Source organism: Actinacidiphila sp. bgisy160 (assembly GCF_965342435.1).
Lineage (GTDB): Bacteria > Actinomycetota > Actinomycetes > Streptomycetales > Streptomycetaceae > Actinacidiphila.
On record NZ_CBDRCM010000017.1, the window covers coordinates 18,298 to 36,999 of the forward strand.

General features: G+C 68.8%; 15 protein-coding genes and 1 pseudogene. 9 read left to right on the forward strand and 7 right to left on the reverse strand.

Annotated features, from left to right (window positions below; translation table 11 throughout):
- The first annotated feature begins 107 nt into the window (after nt 1-107).
- The 6 genes from ACRWNP_RS16160 to ACRWNP_RS16185 all read left to right on the forward strand — a co-directional run bounded on the left by ACRWNP_RS16160 (nt 108) and on the right by ACRWNP_RS16185 (nt 10,256).
- Complete coding sequence (locus ACRWNP_RS16160; protein ID WP_431961927.1) at nt 108-2,567, forward strand: AAA family ATPase; 2,460 nt, start codon at nt 108-110, stop codon at nt 2,565-2,567.
- Nucleotides 2,567-2,938, forward strand: a complete 372-nt coding sequence (locus ACRWNP_RS16165) for a hypothetical protein (RefSeq protein WP_431961928.1) — start codon at nt 2,567-2,569, stop codon at nt 2,936-2,938. Before ACRWNP_RS16160 ends, ACRWNP_RS16165 begins: the two co-directional genes overlap by 1 nt.
- Before the next feature lie 811 nt (nt 2,939-3,749).
- On the forward strand, nt 3,750-4,763 hold the full coding sequence (locus ACRWNP_RS16170) for an EcsC family protein (RefSeq protein WP_431961929.1): 1,014 nt from the start codon (nt 3,750-3,752) through the stop codon (nt 4,761-4,763).
- 418 nt (nt 4,764-5,181) lie between these two features.
- A complete protein-coding gene (locus tag ACRWNP_RS16175; protein WP_431961930.1) occupies nt 5,182-6,597 on the forward strand; it encodes a CBS domain-containing protein in 1,416 nt (471 codons plus the stop codon).
- A 201-nt stretch (nt 6,598-6,798) separates the two neighbouring features.
- A complete protein-coding gene (locus ACRWNP_RS16180) occupies nt 6,799-7,620 on the forward strand; it encodes a hypothetical protein (protein ID WP_431961931.1) in 822 nt (273 codons plus the stop codon).
- Between the two features lie 626 nt (nt 7,621-8,246).
- Nucleotides 8,247-10,256 (forward strand): hypothetical protein, encoded by a 2,010-nt coding sequence (locus ACRWNP_RS16185; RefSeq protein WP_431961932.1) that lies wholly within the window; start codon nt 8,247-8,249, stop codon nt 10,254-10,256.
- Nucleotides 10,257-10,630: 374 nt separating this feature from the next.
- On the opposite strand, the gene ACRWNP_RS16190 is transcribed toward ACRWNP_RS16185, so the two are convergent.
- Nucleotides 10,631-10,936: a hypothetical protein gene (locus ACRWNP_RS16190; RefSeq protein ID WP_431961933.1), complete on the reverse strand. Its 306-nt coding sequence runs from the start codon at nt 10,934-10,936 to the stop codon at nt 10,631-10,633.
- A gap of 933 nt (nt 10,937-11,869) precedes the next feature.
- Between ACRWNP_RS16190 and ACRWNP_RS16195 the strand changes: the two are divergent.
- The 3 genes and pseudogenes from ACRWNP_RS16195 to ACRWNP_RS16205 all read left to right on the forward strand — a co-directional run.
- Nucleotides 11,870-12,439: pseudogene (locus tag ACRWNP_RS16195) on the forward strand (replication-relaxation family protein); the annotation flags it as partial.
- Nucleotides 12,440-12,488: 49 nt separating this feature from the next.
- Nucleotides 12,489-13,145, forward strand: coding sequence for a hypothetical protein (locus ACRWNP_RS16200; RefSeq protein WP_431962017.1), 657 nt, complete (start codon nt 12,489-12,491; stop codon nt 13,143-13,145).
- A 36-nt stretch (nt 13,146-13,181) separates the two neighbouring features.
- Nucleotides 13,182-14,354 carry a hypothetical protein gene (locus tag ACRWNP_RS16205; protein ID WP_431961934.1) on the forward strand — a complete coding sequence of 391 codons (1,173 nt, stop codon included), beginning with the start codon at nt 13,182-13,184 and terminating at the stop codon, nt 14,352-14,354.
- 448 nt (nt 14,355-14,802) lie between these two features.
- Here ACRWNP_RS16205 and ACRWNP_RS16210 read toward each other — a convergent pair whose 3' ends face one another.
- From ACRWNP_RS16210 to ACRWNP_RS16235, 6 genes are all read right to left on the reverse strand, one after another.
- Nucleotides 14,803-15,306, reverse strand: coding sequence for a hypothetical protein (locus ACRWNP_RS16210; protein WP_431961935.1), 504 nt, complete (start codon nt 15,304-15,306; stop codon nt 14,803-14,805).
- Nucleotides 15,307-15,317: 11 nt separating this feature from the next.
- A complete protein-coding gene (locus tag ACRWNP_RS16215; protein ID WP_431961936.1) occupies nt 15,318-15,971 on the reverse strand; it encodes a sialidase family protein in 654 nt (217 codons plus the stop codon).
- On the reverse strand, nt 15,904-16,491 hold the full coding sequence (locus ACRWNP_RS16220) for a hypothetical protein (RefSeq protein ID WP_431961937.1): 588 nt from the start codon (nt 16,489-16,491) through the stop codon (nt 15,904-15,906). The genes ACRWNP_RS16215 and ACRWNP_RS16220 overlap by 68 nt, the downstream gene beginning before the upstream one ends.
- Before the next feature lie 75 nt (nt 16,492-16,566).
- Nucleotides 16,567-17,124 (reverse strand): hypothetical protein, encoded by a 558-nt coding sequence (locus ACRWNP_RS16225; RefSeq protein ID WP_431961938.1) that lies wholly within the window; start codon nt 17,122-17,124, stop codon nt 16,567-16,569.
- A gap of 300 nt (nt 17,125-17,424) precedes the next feature.
- Entirely contained in the window at nt 17,425-18,186 is a 762-nt protein-coding gene (locus ACRWNP_RS16230) for a hypothetical protein (protein WP_431961939.1), read from the reverse strand.
- A gap of 34 nt (nt 18,187-18,220) precedes the next feature.
- The gene (locus tag ACRWNP_RS16235; protein WP_431961940.1) at nt 18,221-18,694 is read right to left on the reverse strand and encodes a hypothetical protein; all 474 of its coding nucleotides are present in this window, start codon (nt 18,692-18,694) and stop codon (nt 18,221-18,223) included.
- Nucleotides 18,695-18,702 lie beyond the last annotated feature (8 nt).

Sequence of the window (18,702 nt, forward strand, 5' to 3'; positions counted from 1 at the left end):
TACGGTTTCGTCTCGTCGGTATATCGGCCGCAGGAGCCACGCGCCCCCCGCCGAGCGCCGGTGTCCCAACCCTTCTCCGCACCAGAACCGGAACCTGGAGACACCTCATGACCTCGACGGAACCGCACGAGCAACTCGCCCACCCCTCACTCGCCGCTGCCCCGCCGGACACCGTTCTTCGGCCCGAGTCCATCACCAAGCTGGTGGAGGTCCGCCTGGCCCAGGCAGCGCTCGGCGAGCCGGTGAAAGAGCTCCTGCAGGAAGCGCTCGGCGACGGTGCGGCCCAAGGACGGTCCACCGTTGGCCGGATCTATCTCGCCTCCGTGTCCGTCGCCGGATTCCGCGGCATCGGCCCGCGCGCCTGGCTCAACCTCAGCCCCCGCCCCGGCGTAACCCTCGTCGTGGGCCGCAACGGCTCCGGCAAGTCCAGTATCGCCGAGGGCATCGAGACGGCCTTCACCGGCACGAACATGCGCAGGCAGGGCCAGGACGCGACGCGCAGCAGCAACTGGCGCAACCTCCACGACGGCGCCAAGCCTGAGATCGAGGTCAAGCTCGCCATCGAGGGCGACGCCAGCCGGAGCACCCTCACCCGCACCTGGAAGGGGCAGGACTTCGCGGACACCGAGGGCGAGCTCAAGCGGCCCGGGCACGGCCGCGTCCCCCTCGACCAGGTGGACTGGAGCCAGGCCCTCACCGACTATCGGCCCTTCCTGTCGTACGTCGACCTGGATCGCATGATCAGCGGCAAGCCCGCCCAGATGTACGACGCCATCGTCACGATCCTCGGCCTGGGCCACCTCAGCGCCGCCGACGGACGCCTTCAGCGGCAGGAGAAGGAGCTGGGCGACGCGGTCAAGGCCGCGAAGGACGAGGTACCGGAAATCAAGGAAGCGCTATACGCGCTGGAGGACGACGACCGGGCAGTGCAGGCGCTCGTGGCCATGGACACCACGGGACGCCCGGACTTCGAGGCCCTCGAGGCACTGGTTGCGGGGCTGCCCGCTGCCGACGACGGCCTCCTCGCCGAACTGCGCGCCTCGATCGACGTCCAGGGACCTGACATGGAACAGGTCGGTCTCGCGGTGGCCCGGCTGCGCGAGGCGCTCGCCGGCGTCGAGGACGTACGCCTGACCGGTGCCGAAGAGGCGCTGCAGCGCGCCGACCTTCTCGAGAAGGCGCTGGATCACAGCAATAGGCACCCCGACGAGGAGTCGTGCCCCGTGTGCGGCACGGACCGCGCCCTGGACGCGGCGTGGGCGGCGAGCGCCGCCGCGCAGATCGCCGTCCTTCGCGGCGAGGCGAAGACCGCCGAGGACGCGCGCAGCGAGCTGCGGTCGGCCTCGCGGGCGGTGCAGAACCTCATTCAGACGCCCCAGCGCATCCCGGCCGCACTGGCCGACCCGTGGAATGCCTGGATGGCCTGCCGGACGATCACCGACCCCGGCGAGCTCGTACGGCGCGCCGACGAGACCGCAGCGACGCTGGCTGATGCCTGCGCGGCGGTCAAGGAGTACGCCATCGGGGAGCTGGAGAGGCGGGACGAGCGGTGGCGCCAGCTCGTCACCCGCCTGGCGAGCTGGACGGAGAGCGCCCGTGCCGCGGAAGAGGGCAAGCCCCGCCTCAGCCATATCAAGAAGGCCCGCGCCTGGATCAAGGCACTCTCCACCGAGCTGCGGGAGCAGCGCATGGAGGGGTTCGCCGACCACTCGCAGCGGATCTGGGAGCGGCTCCGTCAGGAGAGCAACATCGACCTGAAGATGGTGACCCTCCGGGGAAGCGAGAAGGCCGTCGTCCGCAAGCTCGTCATGGACGTCTCCGTCGACGGCGAGGAGGCCTCGGCGCTCAGCGTCATGAGCCAGGGAGAGCAGCACTCCCTCGCCCTGTCCCTCTTCCTCCCGCGGGCGGCGACCGCCGACAGCCCGTTCGGCTTCATCGTCATCGACGACCCCGTGCAGTCCATGGACCCCGCCAAGGTGGGCGGACTCGCCCAGGTCCTGCACGAGCTCGGCGAGCACCGGCAGGTGGTCGTGTTCACCCACGACACCCGGCTCCAGCGTGCGTTCACGAGCCAGGAGCTGCCGGTGACCGTGTTCGAGGTCGAGCGGGGCGAGTCGTCCAAGGTGAGGGTCAGGGCCGTGACCGACCCGGTACGGCAGGCGCTCGACGACGCGCGGGCCCTCGCCAGCACCACTGACCTGCCCGCGGCGGCACGGACCCACGTCCTGCCCAGCCTGTGCCGGATCGCCCTGGAGAACGCCTTCATCGAGGCCGCCTGGATCCAGCACCACCGCTCCGGCGGGCCCGAGCACACGCTGCAGGCCGCCGTCACCGACGCCGACAAGCTGATGAAGGTCGCCGCCCTGGCCCTGTTCGGCGACGTCGGACGGACCGGTGACGTCTATCAGAGGCTGCGCGTCCTCTGCGGCCCCCATGCGGTGAGCTTCATCAAGCGATGCCAGAACGGAGCCCACGCCGTCGGGACCGCGATCGGCGACCCTCACCGCTTCGTCGACGAGATCGAGGCCATCGCGCAGAAGGTGCGCAAGCCGGAGGTGACCGCGTGATGAATGTCCCCGCCACCTCCGTCGAAGACCTGCTTCTGACGGCCGACCGGCTGATCGCCGGTCACCGTCTGCGCGCCACACAGGCCGGCCGCCACCGCGGGGCCTCTCTGGCCCTGCGTACCGCCCTGGAGATCGCCGTCGACCGCACGCTCGAAGCCGCGGTGCCGGGGCTCGCCCTTACCACCACGCGAGCCAAGATGCTGTGCCTGCGCTGCTACACCGTGACGAATACCGCTCGCCGCGCCAACGCCGTCTGGTCACACCTGTGCTTGGGGTGCCATTACCACCAGTACGAGATCGGCCCCACCTATGACCAGGTTCGCACCTGGCGGGCGGAGGTCGGCGAACTGGTCGAGATATTGATGTCCTGACTGCCTGTTCCCGCCAACGAACCGCACCGCTTGTGCCGCTTGACGGCCGACATAGGTCGAGGCCTAGCGGTTTGTGGGTCCGGTGGCGATGATGCTGCCGGGGACCGATTCACTCTGCGATGTGGGGGAGCAGTGAGCAGACGAGGCGGAAGAGGGGCGCGCAAAACACCGCCCAGTTGGCCGGTGTTCTCAGGCACGAGCCCAAGACGGCGCGGCCCGCGACGACTGCAAGCAGGTGCGCCAAGCGAGACAAGGCGTTCTCGACCGGTGAGAGCCTTAAGTGCGAAGGAGGTCGCTTCTTCCATCTGGCCTGCTTCTACATGCGAACGAGCAAAGCCGATCAGCGACGTATCCGCCAGCAGGCTGATGACAAGCGCGGCAATCAGGAGGCCCTCGCTGACGCAGCTGCCGAGGAATCGATGCGCAGCCACAAGCCCAGCGACTGGCGACTCGGCAAGTCCCCCTCCGACTACGGATGAAGAACCGGGCCCCATACGAGGGTCTGGCAGCCCCCGACGCCCCCCACCCGGGCAGTAATCGCTCCCTAACCGCCGGCTTTCATTCGGCGGTTAGGGTCCCCCACTCCGAGACGCGGAGCAAGCGCCGTTGCCTCTGCGACCCTCAGGGACGTCTGGTCCGACGGGCGGTGTGCGCCAACTCCTGACTGTCAGCGGCACAGTTCCTTGATTAGTACCCCGCAGTTAGCCGGTGCAGTCGACTTCGGACATCGCCCCCGCACTGCGGCTTCACGCACGTGTCGGCTGGTAGAGCAGCGTGGACCCCGCGATGAAACTTGAAATGGAGAGCCTTAATGAGCAATTACGCCGACCCGCTGGTCGACGGTGCACCCCCGATGAGCGCGTACGAGGCGCAGGTATGGGACACCCTCAACGAGCACTGGCAGCGCCGCAACAACCGCCGTGGTCTGCCGAACTGGGCAAGCACCGCGCTCGGTCGCACCGGTGAGGTCGCGGGAAACGCCGCGAAACGAGTGAAGGACGCTGTGCCGGAGGCGGTCGCCGAACCGATCCGTCGCGCAGGCGACGCCGTCGCCGACGCGGCCATGCGACCGGCGCTCGCAGGCGCGGCAGCCCTGCTCGAGCTCGTCAACGACTGGGCCATGGATCTCAACGACCCGAAGAGCGTCGAGAAGATCGCCCTCAAGCAAGGCTTCGAAATTGACAGTTTTACCGAACTACGACAGCAGGACCTTCAGGTCTGCGACCGACTGCTGACCCGCAACACCCTCAAGTGGCGGACCACCGGTGCGTTCGAAGGCGGCGCCATGGGCCTGCTGGCCATGGTCCCCGTCGCCGGTATCCCTGCCGCGATGACAGCGGACATCCTGGTCGTCCAGGTCCTGACCACATCGATAGCAGCACGCATCGCGTACTCCTACGGCTACGACGCCAAAGACCCCAAGGAGCAGAACTTCATCCAACGCCTGGTACAGCAGTCCTTCATGGCGCAGGCGGCCAAAGCCAAGCCGTTGCGTGACGCCGCACGGGCGGCGGACGCGCTCAAGGGACGCGTGAACTGGTCGCAGAAGCTCCGCAACGACCACCGCCTCGTGGCCGCCCTCGAGAAGTTGATGAAGCAGCTCGGCCCGACCGGATCCAGGGTGCCGGTCAAAAATGTCGCCAAGGTCGTGCCGTTCGTGGGAGTCCTCATCGGTGCCGGCATGAACGCCGCGGTCCTCGGCAGGGTGGCCGCCGAAGCCCAGCGGTACTGCCAGACCCGATTCCTGTGCGACAAGTATGGGCTGCCGCTGCCAGCCGCACTGGCGACCGACCGGGACGACGAACCCCATCCCGACGCCACGTAAGTGATGGCCGCTGGGTACACGATGCAGACTCACCTGGCTATGCGAGAGACGACTCGTCGAGGCCCAGCGGACGCTCGCACCGCTCCACGACGACACGCGTGTCCTATGCCCCGACAACACGGACACCGTTGAGATCCCCGAGGCCCTGGCGCGGATCCGCCTCACCCTGGACGATACCCACCGGTAAGCAACGGAGACTTGACCGCCATGGGCCACTGGGACTCCGCGGCATTTGGATGGGAATGGCCATGAGGGACCGCGCGCCAACCGGCATCCGTAAAGGACACCTGAGCCGCGGAGATACAGAACCAGCGAGCAGGTCGCAAAGAGCCATCCGAATCACCCGCATCTGTCGGCATCTCTAAGGTCGGCAGTCTCAGCTCCCCCCTTCCCCTTCGAGCGGCAAGGCACAGGTGACATGACCGATTCCACCACCAGTCCCGCAGAGGCTCAGTCCCGCGCCCGCTTCCTGCTCGACGGGCGGCGGGTGACCATCGCTGACTTGCTCGGCAGCGGGCTACTCCAGGAAGAAGAGCGGCTACGGTTTGTCCGACCCCGCGTCGGCGAGTCGCACGAGGCCGCGGTCACATCCCGGGGATGGATCCGGCTTTCGGATGGAGAGGAGTTCCGCTCCCCTTCCAAGGCCGCCATGGTCGCCGTCGGGAACGGAACGTTCGACGGCTGGGAGGCGTGGCAGGTCGAGGACGGCAGATACCTCACACAGTTGCGTCAGGAATTGCTCGACCGAGCAGCTGAGGAGGCCGATCCCACAGCACCGGAGAAGGAGCAACCGCAGACATCCTTGTCCCCTAGGGACCGGCACGCACGGCTGAAGGAAGCACGTGAATCGGCAGAGGCAGGTCGTCCGCTGTCCCTCTCTGTGCTGGAGCTGCTTGCCTGGTGGGGCGTGACGGGCCGTGGTGTCGTCAACGATCAGATCCAGGCCGATCTCGCTAACCACAGCCTGATCACCTCGCCCGAATTCGACAAGGTGTCCCTGACCGCAACAGTCCAGCTGGTCAAGGCTGCGGAAGAGCAGGCAGAGGACATGCCCCTCGCCGGACTGCCAGTGACAGCCGCGGCGCTGGCCGGAGTGTCCGAAGAGCTGGGTTCGCGTGAGACGGGCTTGACCGTCGGAACCCTGCCGTCCGCCCTCGCCGGCATCGTCAGTGTCAAGCCAACGGCCACGTTCGAGGAGGCCATCACGCTGATGGTCCTCCACGACTTCTCCCAGTTGCCCGTCCTCGCCGGTCCACACAACCTGCGGGGATCCGTCTCGTGGAAGTCCATAGCGCGCGCCCGCCACGCCGACCCCGGCGCCCACCTCTCCCAAGCGATCGTGGACGCACGCGACGTCCGCTACGACCACGACCTGATCGACGTCCTCCCCACGCTGGCCGAGAACGACTTCGTACTCATCAGGGACCAACACAACGCGATTGCCGGGATCGTCACCGCCGCCGATGTCGCCCAGGCTTACGGCCAACTTGCCGGGCATTTCCTACTGATCGGCGAAATGGACCGTCGGCTGCGACAGGTCATTGCGGGGGCCTTCACCCTGCCTGAGGTCACCAGCCTGTGCGACCCGGCGTGTGAACGCATCTCCTCTTTCGGTGACATGACCGTCGGCGACTACCAGCGGGTGCTGGAGAACCCGGGACTGTGGGAACAGCTCGGATGGCCGCTCGACCGCAAGGTGTTCATAGCCCGGCTGGAGGAGATTCGCCGGATCCGCAACAACGTCATGCACTTCAACAGCAGTGATCCCCTGCCGAAGTCGGACGTCGACAAGATCCGGCATCTGAACAAGCTGCTGAGGGAGTACGGAGAATGAGCCCGCCCCACAGCACTCGGTCGGTGGTTCCGAACATATGGGCCCCGACGCGCACCACCCCGGCCGCGACAAGCCTGCCGGCCGCGGCCGGGGGCGGGAAACGACGGCAGGTGGTCATTAGATCTTGATCGAATGCATTCACGACCGACGAGTTGATCGTGCGGCGGCCTTTGTCGGTGGCCTGTGGCAGCATCTCGATGCATGGGTGGGAGAGAGAGCAGCGACGAGGCGTACGTGCTCGATTTGTGTGACGAGGTCCTCGGTGAGCAGGGCCTTCGTCAGCACCGGTTTGAGTGGCTGCTCGGCGACGCCGGGTCCGCAGGCCGGAAGACCCGGCTGCCAGTCGACAGCTACTGGCCAGAACAGCGGCTCGTCGTGGAGTACCGCGAGTTGCAGCACGATAAGGCCATGCCGTTCTTCGACAAACCCGGGCATCCCACGGTGAGCGGAGTCGATCGAGGTGAGCAGCGGGCACTGTACGACGCGCGACGCGACGCGGAGATCCCCGCTCACGGCCTGTGCCTGCTGGTGATCCGGCCAGCAGACCTGGACGCCAACAGCCGGGGCCGATTGCACCGGAGGAACCGCGTTGCCGACCTGGATTCAGTTCGCGGCCTTCTCGCCGCTGCACCGAGTGCGGTTACCGAATCCACGTCACGAGCCAGCTGGACGAGCGACGAAGACCGGGTCGTCGACGCCTTCCGACGTTGGCTGGTGGCGGAAGGGTGGACCCCCGTCGCACCCACCGACCCCTACACCGACATCGAGGCCGTACGAGGCAATCAACGACTGATTGGCGAGGCAAAGGGACGTACAAAGGAACCCGGCACCGATGCCGACATCGCGTACGGACAGCTACTGCGCCGGATGACAGACCAGTCCTCGGACACCCGCTACGCCCTCGTCGTCCCGTCCTCCTCCATGTTCCACGCCTTGCGGGTGCCGCTCCCGGTGCGGAGCCTGCTGCGGATCAGTGTCTTTGAGGTCACGGATGACGGCTCGGTGCGGATGCGCGAGGCTTAGGCTGGCCCGATGGCAGACCTCGACACCGCTTGAGTTAGCCCCCGTCATGCTCGGCCACGAGCCAGCACCAACCCGCGCTTCTCTGCAGTAGGCGACGCGCGCTCTGCTGAGGCCCGACGGTCACCTGGAACGACGCCTGGACATGTGGCGGCAGGGCACGTCTGTGCGACGTCCCGCGGCGACCGCCAGGACACTCGATGGGCAGATGGCACTGCGCCTGGCGGGCGGCGCAGGTTATAGAAGCGAGAACTCGGGCCAGATTGGTTGGGTTCCTGTCTTATGTAGTCGTTCATCGCTTCACAGTCCTCGCCGAGCAGCAGGCCCGTCGCGCGCGGGAGAACAGGGGCTGCGGGCGACCTCATTGACCAACCTGTGGAACCGCAAGATCGTTATCTGTCCGGGGTCACCTAATTATCTCGGTAAGGAATCCCAGTGACGGAAAGCGTCAGCCGGGTCCCCTACAGGGCCGGGTGAACCCGCCCACGTAGCGATCACGTCGATCCAGTCGCCTGGTCTCGGAAGCTGGAACAGAGTGATATACGCTCCAGCTCCCGAGCATCCGTTCGGCTGCCCGCAATCCCGCGACCTGCGAGTTTGCCGCGATCGAGTCTAAGGATCACCACACCGTGCCCCGGCCCATACGCTCCCTCACCGCTCTCGCCGGCTCCGCCTGCCTGGCAGCGGTCGCCCTGGTCTCGCCAGCTGCCGCGGACACCGCCGGCAGTGGCACCGAGGTCAGCATCGACAGTCTCACCTCGGACCACGACTCCTCCGGCACGGTCACCCCGGGCCAGACCGTCACCGGCACCGCCGGCGTCACCTTCACCGTGCACGCCGATCCGGACTTCGAGCCCTACGCCGCCGTGGTGAGCATCGCCGGGCACACCAACACGCAGGGGACCGGGCAGGTCAGCCAGAGGATCGATCTGGCAGCCGGCGACTGCCTGCCGTCGTGCACCCTCCACGCCGCTGTGGACACGGCCGCGACCAAGACGTTCGGCGGCACCGACACGATCGCTGCGCCGCTCGTCGAGGACGGCGACAACGAGATCCGCGTCGAGGTCTTTACCGCCCGACCCACGATCACGGCCGCCACCGCGGACGTGCGCGTCGACAACGACCGGCCCGTCGTGACGCTCCCGGACCTCCCTGGCGACGACGCGTGGACCAACTTCAAGCCGGTCGGTCTCACCGCAGATCAGCGCCTGGACCTGCGGGCCGTCGCCACGGACACCGGTGACGGCGTCTCCCGCCTGGAGTACTTCTCCGACAACCCGGTCTGGCCGGCAGCATCCGACCTGGCCGACGCGGACGGCGACGGGACGTGGACCGGAACCGTCGACACCAGCAAGGTCCAGTCGGCGCTCTGGTCCTACGCGTACGTCGTCGCGTTCGACAACCAGGGCCGTGCCGGCAGTCCCGTGCGGGCCACCACGCTCGTCGACCACGGCTTCATCGTCACACCCGCAGTCAAGGCAGTGACCCGGAACACACCGTCCACGGTCTTCTTGACCTACAAGTACCCCGCCAGTCTCACGCAGCCGTGGCCCCGCAACCTCAACTACGCGTACCCGGTCAGCACCAGGGTCTTGCTGGACGGCGCGCTCCTGGACACAACGCCCGTATCCGACTTCGTCCTGGTCGGGTACGCGGATTACTTTTACGCCCGGCTCGGTGACAAGCCGCTCCCGTACGGCAAGCACACCCTGACCTTCGACGTCACCGACAACCGCGGCGCGCACGGCACGACAGACGTCCCGATCACCGTCGTCTCCGGCATCGACCCGACCTGGACCGCCGGCTTCGACGCCTTCCCCGTGGCTGGCAAGACCTGGAAGGTGGCCGCCACCACGCACGCTGCCGACGGCGTCAGCCGCGCCCAGACCTGGACGCTGACCGTCGACGGCAAGACGATCGGCACCGGCACCTACCCTGCGCAGCCGTCGGGAACGTGGACCGCGGGAACCCCAGGGCTGCACGAGGCCTCCCTGACGATGGTGTCGCAGTTCGGGGACTCCTCCGTCACCACCCAGCCGCTGCGTGTCCTGGCCGCGACAACCACGAAGCTGAGCGGCCCCGCACTGACCACGTACGGCAGCAAGCAGGCCCTCACCGCCACCGTCACCCAGACCGGATCCAAGCCGGCCGCCGGAGCCCAGGTCTCCCTGCAGTTCCGCCCCGCGGGCAGTAGCACCTGGACGACCATCGCGAAGGTGACCGCAGACAGCAAGGGCACAGCGCACTTCACCACCACCGCGAAGCGCAACGGTGCCTGGCGCGCGGTAACTTCGGCCAAGAACCTGGCCTGGGCTTCCTCGACCAGCAGCACGGTCACCGGCCACGTCAAGGCCACCCTGTCCGTGAAGAACCCGGTCACCAAGACCCGCCACGGCAGGTCAGTCGCCTACACCGCGAGCTCCGCGCCGTACGCGGCCGGAACGTGGATCCGGTACCAGATCCGCAAGAGCAACGGCACCTGGTCAACCCTGACCACCGCCAAGCTCGCCACGAACGGTACTGCGACCGGCAAGGTTACCTTTGCCCACGCCGGCACCTACATGCTGCGTGCCTACCGCCCCGCCACGGCCACTCTGGTCGCGTCGTCCTCCCCGACTTGGACCGTCCACGTCAGCTGACCGGCGACCGCGCCGCTTGGAATAAAACACCAGCAAGGAGGGGAGGAGGGTCGGGCCAGGCGACTGACCTGGCCCTCGGCACAGGCGACGCTGAAGATGCCGACCACCCGAGCATTGGTGCCGATGAGTGATAGCCAGATCGCCCTGCCGGGGTGGAACCGGCAGGGCGTCTGCCAGCTTGCCGAGTTGGTGGCTGCGTCCGGGCGGGCCGCTATTTGCGGTGCAGCCCCGGCATACATCGGCGGCACTCGCACGGTGGCCACAGGGCAGACTGAAGGGGCTTCAGGTTGTCGCTTCTGTGGAAGCGAAGGGGGCGCCCCCACGTCTGCCCGCCGTCGCGCGATATTCGCATGGTCATCAGCGGAGCTTCGGGCCTACTCATCGGCGCCTGCGGTCGTCAGGCGCATGCCGCGCGACTCGGCGACCCGCAGCGTGTTCGACAGCGCGTCGCAGAGACGTGCCACTACGAAGCGCGATTGGTCCGGGGTCAGCGGCTCAGCAACGGCGAGCATCTGGCGGGCAATCTCAAGCAGGTCTGACGCTGCGGTGAGTTGTTCGCGTTCCATGCGGTCGGCGAGTCGCGCGATCATTCCCTTGGGATTGTCGTCGGGGGTGTACGCGGGCTTCCCGTTGGGACCATCCCACGGCAGCAGGCGGAGCCCCGCCATGGCGTCAGTCATGCCGTGCGCTCCGGCACGTAGTCCTGCCCCATCGTGGCGAGTATCAGTGCCCTTCGCCGGTTGCGCTGCCGCCGTGCTTCCTGGGCGCACTCGTGGTGAACGAGGTAACGGGGCACGAGCGGAAGGCTGTCGGCGTCGATCCGTGCACTTGGACGGGACAGCGGGAAGAGACGGACTGCTTGCGCCGGCTCGGTTTTCGAGTAGCCCGCGTCCTCACGATGTCTGACGGTCGGCTGAGGCCAAGTTCGCGCGCCTGCTCGTCGCCGAGCGTCGCGAACCAGCGGGGCGCTCGGTGTGTTAGCCCGACACCACTCACCGACCGCCGCGTCAGCCCTGGTCGGTGAGTGCGGCCGCAGTAGTCGGTGAGTTTCCACTCGGGCTGGCCACTCTCCGTCGTGCTTCAAGCAAGCCCGATGGCCGGAGTGCGTTTCGTGGCGCGCGGGCTGTCGGGGGAAGTCGGACGGTGAGTGGTGGGGCGGCTAGGACGCGGTGCACGGCCTGTGGGCCTCTCCGGCTCGTGACCCGCACTTGCGGTCGGTGGGTACAAGCGCCCCAACAGCGTTCCCTACAGTCCTCCCTACACCCTTGCCCTACGGTGACCTTTCGCGTTGTGTGCAGTGTTGCCGCAGGTCAGCGCACACATTGGCCGGTGTTCGGTGCCTCGACAACCCCTTTGCTCCTGCTGTTCCTGGTGTTGTGTGTCAGTGGGGGGTGGTGGAGTAGTCGTGCAGGGGTCGCGAGGTGGGGCCCCGGGTGCCCGCCCCAGCCCCGGATCACCGGCTGCCGCCGTGGCGGCGCGGACGGCGGGTCCGCCGGTGGGTTGGTGCGGTGCCGGGAGCGGTGGGGAGGGCGAGCGTGACGACGGGCATGACGCGGTGGCGGTTCGGGTCCACGGCGCGGACGCGGAGTCTGGTGCTGCTGGCGCTCGGCGGGGTGAAGGTCGCTACTGTCGCGCAACTGCGGCAGTTGGTCCTGCCGGGCACCGCGGACGTACAGACCGTCCGCAACGCGTGCAAGGACCTGCGCGACGCTGGGCTGTTGGAATCGGTCGGCAAGGTGACCGGCACGAACCCGTCGGGGCGGCCGGTCAGCAAGCAGTTGTGGAATCTCACCACGGCCGGATTGGCGGTGGCCGCGACCGAGCTGGACCGGCCGCTCGGTGAGATGGGCGGTACCGCTCGGGAGGCGGCCAGGGCCGGCGCGCCACACGCGGTGAAGGTGACCGAGACCATCGACGCGTTCCTGCAATCACCGCCGGAGCCGACCAAGCCGGTTGCCCGCCGCGGCACACCGCCCGCCGCCGGGCCGATGTAGCCGCTGCCTGCCAGGCCCCCGGGGCTTGGCACACTTCACGGGTGGCACACCGAGGTCGCCCTCCCCGTCACCGGCACGTTCACCGCGCCGGGTAGAGGCAGCCTGCGCGCCGACGGGGTCCTGAGCGCGCCGGAAGCCGGGCTGCCGGTGCTGTTCGTGGAGGTGGACAACGGCACTGAACCACCCGCCAAGGTGGCCGACAAGATCGTTCGCTACCGCCGGTTCTTTCCAGCGCACCGTGAAGGACCAGGACGGGCAGCACGTCCCCCTGTGGTCGACCCTCTGGCAGGCTTCCGGTCGCGACGGTTTCCCACCAGTGGCGTTCGTGTTCACCAAGCAGGTCGGTCTCAAGGCCCGGCAAGCACGGATAGATGAGGTCACACGCTTATCCGAGGAGCACTGGCAGGGCACGTGGCGTCCCGGCCGCCCGATAGGGAACACCGGAGAGCGGGACGGGTACCGGGACTACGACGGCACGGTGCCCGTCCTGGCCACCGCACTGGACCGGCTGCAGCAGCACGGCCCGTGCGGGGCGATCTGGTGGCGCTTCGGACATGACTCAGCCCAGACACTCACCGATGCCCTGCGGAACCCCGACGACGTGCATGCCTACGGCCGTCGAGAGGAACAACGTAGCGTCGCCCAGCGGGCCGCTGAGGAGGAGGAAGCACGTCGGCGGGAGGACGAGTACCGGCAATGGGAGGCCTCGCTGTGGCCCTGCCCGACCTGCGGCGGCGATGTCGACCCTGACGATGCCCCTGACTTGGCCCGCGGCGATGATTGTCCTCGCTGTCGTACGCAGCGGGAGCGCGTCGCGGCCGAGCGAGCTGAAGCGGAGGCGGAGTGGGAGCGCGAGCGGCGCGGCAATGGGCTGTTCGGATGGCTCCGCGGCTGACCCCCCATGTGTGTAAGGCCGGTAGGCTGCCAAGTCGTGAGCGAGTACCAGTACTACGAGTTCCTCGCGCTTGACCGCCCGTTGGACGAAAACCAGGTCAGGCAGGTACGCGCGCTGTCCACCCGCGCCGACATCACCCTGACCCGCTTCGTCAACGAATACCACTGGGGCGACTTCCGCGGCGATACGACGAAGCTGGTCGAGCAGTTTTACGACGCTCATCTCTACTACGCGAACTGGGGCAGCCGTCGCCTCGTCCTGCGTCTGCCCGCCGGGTCGCTCCCGGCCAAAGAGGCCACCGCGTACGCGATGGAGGATGCGCTCGGCGTCTGGACCCGGTCCGGACACACGCTGCTGGACTTCTCCGTGTCCTCGGAGGACGGCTGCGAGTGGGAATTCGAGACGTCCTACACGCTCTCCGCATTCGTGGGGCTGCGCGCTGAACTCGCGGCGGGAGACCTGCGGCCGCTGTACGTGGCGTGGCTTGCCGGGCTCACCGCCTGGGAGCTCGCGGAGGACGACGAGGAGAACTACGCCCGCGAGGTCGAGCCGCCCGTCCCCCCGGGGCTGGCCTCGCTCACCGGCCCGCAGCAGGCCCTGGCGGACTTCCTTGGCGTTGACGCGGACCTGCTGGCGGTCGCCGCCGAGGACAGCCGGCCCGCCACCGCGGACGTCCTGGATCGGACGGCCCCGGCTGCCTTCGTCGCCGGTCTTCCCGCCGCCGACAAGGACGCCCTGCTCGTCGAGGCCGCGCTGACCACCGTGTCCCCAGGGCCCCGACTCCTGGCCCGCTATCGGGCAGCGACCACCATCCCGGGCCCTCGTGACGTAATCGGCCGGCGCACCGCGGCCCAACTCCTCGACAGGGCCTACCGCCGTCGTACCGACAGCAGGCAGCGAGAGCAGGACGCCCGGGCCGCTGCCGAGCAGGCCCGCGCACGCGCCACCGCCGAAGCACAGGAAGCGCGCTTGGCCAAGCTCGCCCAGAGAACCGAACAGGCGTGGCGTGAGGTCGACGACCTGATTGCCCAGAAGAACGCCAGCGCCTACGACGCCGCCGTCGCACTTCTGGCGGACCTGCGCGCCCTGGAGGCCCGCACCGGTGGCACCGCCGACTTCGACCGGCGGGCCGGGGAACTGCGGGCCGCCCACCTGGCCAAGCCCGCCCTCATGCGCCGCTTCGACTCCCTGGACCTCCCTCGGTCCTGATCCGGCTGCCCCCGGGACCCACCGCACCCGCGATCCGTCGCCACCGGTCGGGACCGATGGACGAGGAGAAGTGCTCCCGATCTCCTCGGTTGGGAACGCCCCCGGTCCCAGGGCCACGGGGGCGGACACGCGAGGTGGACACCGGGAGGAACAAGGCAGGGCCGGGTCCCGAGTTCCTGGTCAGGGCTTCCGCTCCCAGCCTGCAGTCGGACACGACGACCTGCGAAGACCCATTCTCCACCGCACCAGCGACAACCCGCCCCCGTATACGGCCCCGGCCGACTGCTGCTTCAGGGCGGCCGATCAGACTCGCGGTGCATGCGTTCACCAGGGGGTTTTTCAGTCCGGGAGGCCACCCCTCGGGCAACGGCGCACGTGGTACCGCTCGCCGCGAAAGGTGGCCCCTTGCAGTTTCACCGGTCAGGAGAGGGCTTGGCCAGGGCGGGCTTCAGGAGACAGCAGACGTCAGGTACGTCAGGTACACCCCTCCCTCGCAGTCGGACATCTTCCGCAGGGTCCAGCGGCCCCGGACGCTCGTGGAGGAGAAGTTCGACTCGGCGTTGTCCTCCTCCACTTCGCCCTCCTTGGGGATGTAGCCGGCCTTTGGGAGCCGCTTGTGCAGGAACGCCAGGGTGCTGTCGAACCCGCCCCGGACGACGGTGGCGACGACGAGCCGGCCGCCGGTGCGATGCTCCACCGAGGTCACGACCGCGCCGTCGGGCACGGGCAGGTTCTCCGGGAATTCCTTGGGGAGCGGCAGTGACGCGGCAGTGGGGCAGCCGCCGGGCGCGACGCCGACCGCATTCCCGGCCGGCGGATCGGTCGCATGCTTCGCCGCGTACGGTGTCGCCCGCGGTGGCTCGGCGTGCTTGTTCGCCGCTGAGCATCCGGTGACCGCGGCCAGGCTGAGGACGGCTCCTGCCAGTACGGCAGCCGGGGGCGATGGCTTCATCCGGTGGCTCCTCAGGGCTTCTTGCGCGTGCCGAGGATCATGGCGTCGTACGCCCCGTACAGCGTGTCGCCGGAGGACTGGCGGGCGATGGACGCCAGCGCGTCGTAGTTCTGCGCACCTCCGGTCGCGCACGTGCCGGTGCAGCCGTCGGCGTAGGCGGCGAGCACGCGGCCCTGGGCGTCGGTGGTGACGTCGATGAAGTCCAGGAGATTGCGGTCGTTGCCACACGTGGTGCCGCCCGTGCAGATCGACCCCTTCTGAACCGGGTCGGTGGGGGTGGCGTCGACGGTGACCCAGGACCGGCCGCCGTCGTAGGTGGTGGCCACGTACAGGTGCCAGACGCCCGTGAAGCCGGCCGCGTCCTGGTAGTTGCCGCCAGTGGTGGTGCCCAGGAAGGCGAACGCGGCGCGGTTGTCGTCGCCCGCGGTCACGGCCGGAAAGACGACGTTCTTGACGCCGAGGGCCGCGCCGACGTTCTGGTCGTACAGCCACGTCTTGCCCTTGTCGTGGCTGACGGCGATGCGCGGCGTGCCGTCGCTGTTCTGGTAGCCCATGTAGACGGTCCCGCCGGCCCCGACTCCCACGCTCGGGTCCGAGTCACCGGGGGTGCTGGACGGGTTCTTGCGGACGGTCCACGTCAGCCCGTTGTCCTCGGAGACGGCCACGGCCTGATTGCCACCGCAGCCCTTGTTGGGCACGTACACCGTGGCGTCCGGGGGCGACCTTCACATGCCCGTGCAGGCCGCCGCAGTCCAGCAGCGAGTACATCGGAACGGCGGGCCCGTACGTCAGACAGCCGTCCCGACTGACCGCGCACGAGGCGTCGGCGATGTCCTGGGAACAGTAGTAGACGGCGTTCGGGTACGACGTGACGGCGCCCGGACCGCCCGCGGCGAAGGGGCCGCCACCTATGGTCTGGTGGTCCACACCGGAGTTGACGCCCGAGCCGCCCGTCGGCGTCCACCTCTCACCGTCGTCGTCGGTGTAGCAGGTCAGGGCGGTCTTGCCGGCGAGCTGCGACTCGAAGGTGCGGTGGGTGACCGGGTCGGTGAACAGGATCGGGTCGAGGCTGGTGGTGCTGCCCTGGGGGCAGCCGTTGGCCGCGCTCGCGCTCTTGTCCTGCCACGTGGCGGCACCGGCACTGTCGTAGGTGACCTTGAGTGTCGACGTGTACGCCTGGTACATCGCGGCGCCGCTCGCATGGTCGACGCCGATCGAGGGTTCACCGGCGTTGTGCGCATCCGCGATGCCGTCGGGTGCCTAGGAGTTGGCGTACGTCGGCGGCGTGGCCGTACTCGGCGGTGGATCGGCCGGAGCGGCGATCAGGCTCGCGGTGCCGGTGAAGCCGTCGCCGAGCGGCGCGTACGGCACCACGCGCACGGGGTACGACGCCGACACCGCCGGAAGCAGCACGGTCTCGGGGTCGCCGGAAGAGGCCGAGGCGGCCACCTCCCGGCCGTCCGCATCGAGGACGTAAAGGTCGAAGTCGGCGGCGGAGCCCGGCCATCTGACGTCGATGCGCAGGCTGTGACCGGCGTCGTAGCCCGCGGGCACCGACACCCTCAGGGCGTAGTCGTCGCAGGGTTGCACATTCCCGCAGCTCACCGTCCCGGCAGTGCCGGAGACGTTCGGGACGGCGAAGGGCCCGGCGCTCCACGTGGTTGTGGGTGCGGTGTCGCTGATCGATCCGGTGGGCGGGGTGGCGGCGCCGGCCGACGCACTCGGCAGGGTTCCGGCGACGAGCGCCAGCAACCCGGCGGCGAGACGCCCCCGCGACCGCGGGTGGTGGTGAGGACGACGTGCGGAGAGGAGAGCCACAGGTACCTCGTGGGTTCGCGAGTGGACGAAGGGGGGTGGTGTGTGGCGGTACGGGTGAGGCCTTCGACTGCTCTACGGGGAGGCAGGCGGCGTCCGTCGCGAGCAACGAACCTTTTTCGAAAAGGCCGGACGAAGGGGGCAGCCGGAGTCGGTGAGGCCACATCGGCCCGGGGCGAGGAGTCGCCCCGGGCCACCACCGCTCGACCGCGGTGAAGCCCGCCGTCCCGGCCCGGCCGACGCCCCGTTCCCCACGAAGCGGTGCCCCCGCGCGACCGCGCGAGGGCACTTACGGAGGCCTGGTCAGAGGGCGTCGACGCCGCTCACCTTCCAGCCGTCGGTGGTGCGGGTGAGCGTCATGCGCACCCTGTTCAGGTCCAGCCGCGGCTCCGGGAGCCGAGTGCTTCGGGTGACCTGGTTGACGAAGAGCAGGACGACGGCCCGGTCGGGTGTGGCCGACACGACGGACACGGCGGGGGCGCCGCCGTCGGGTGGTGTGGCCACGGTCGCCTTCACCACACCGTGGTACTTCGTCGCGGTCGGCGCGACCACCGTCTTCGTGGTCTTGCCGTACTGGTCGCGGAAGCGCCCGGTCAGCAGGATGCGGGCACGGGAGAAGTCCCGGTCCAGGTGCCGGTAGTCGTACGACAGCACGACCGGCGCCGCATTCCGCGCGGCCGCGAGGGCCTCGTCGCGGGCCTGCTCCGCCTGCCGCCCCTGCTGGTACTCCCACCCGAGTACGGCGGCCGCGACCAGGGCCGCCACGAGGACGATGCCCAGCACCGCGGTGAGCACGCCCCGCCCGGCGTTGCGCGGGGACGCACCGCCCTCCGTCTTCCCCTCGAACGACTGGGGTGACTCGGGCTCCGGCGGGTCCTCCCAGCCGTTCGGCGGCGGATCGATGAGCAGGGTGCGCCCGGAGCGGGTCTGCTCTTCCTGGTGGGCACCGCACTCGCGAGGCGCAGGCCGCCCGGCGCGCTTGGCCGCGGCGCGGGTGGCCGCGGTCATGGTGCGGCGGGCCGGTGAGCCGGTGCCGCGGGTGCTGCGGAAGGTCGGGTTCGCCACGGTGTCTCTCCTCTTTGATGGCCTGACGGCCGGGTCAGCCCACGAACACGACGTCGGAGGTCAACCAGCGACCTGCTACATACGCGAGGTCGAGCTGGAGCCGGTAGGTGCGCGCCTGGCCCTCGGGCGCGGCGGTGTTGGTCACCTTGCTGTCGGCCACGACCAGGACCCGGGCCGAGCGCCCGTCGTACCGCACGATGCCCGCTTCCAGGACCTGTCCGTCGGACACCGACTTGTTCTGTGCAACCAGCCTCGTCAGTTGTTCGGTCTGCGAGGCGAACTCCTTCTTGAACTCGCCGGTGGCGTTAGCCAGCACATTGGCGCTGTCCCGGTCGTAGTGCCGGTAGTCGAGCGAGGTGAAGCTCAGCGCCGACTGGCGGGCCGCAGCCAAGATGTCCTGACGGCGCTGTTCCGCCGCGCGCTGGTCGGACAGCTTCCAGCCCAGCCAGGCACACAGCACGGTCGTGAGCACGGTCGCAGCGACGAGCCCCGCAGACAGCAGCCTCATGCCGCCTC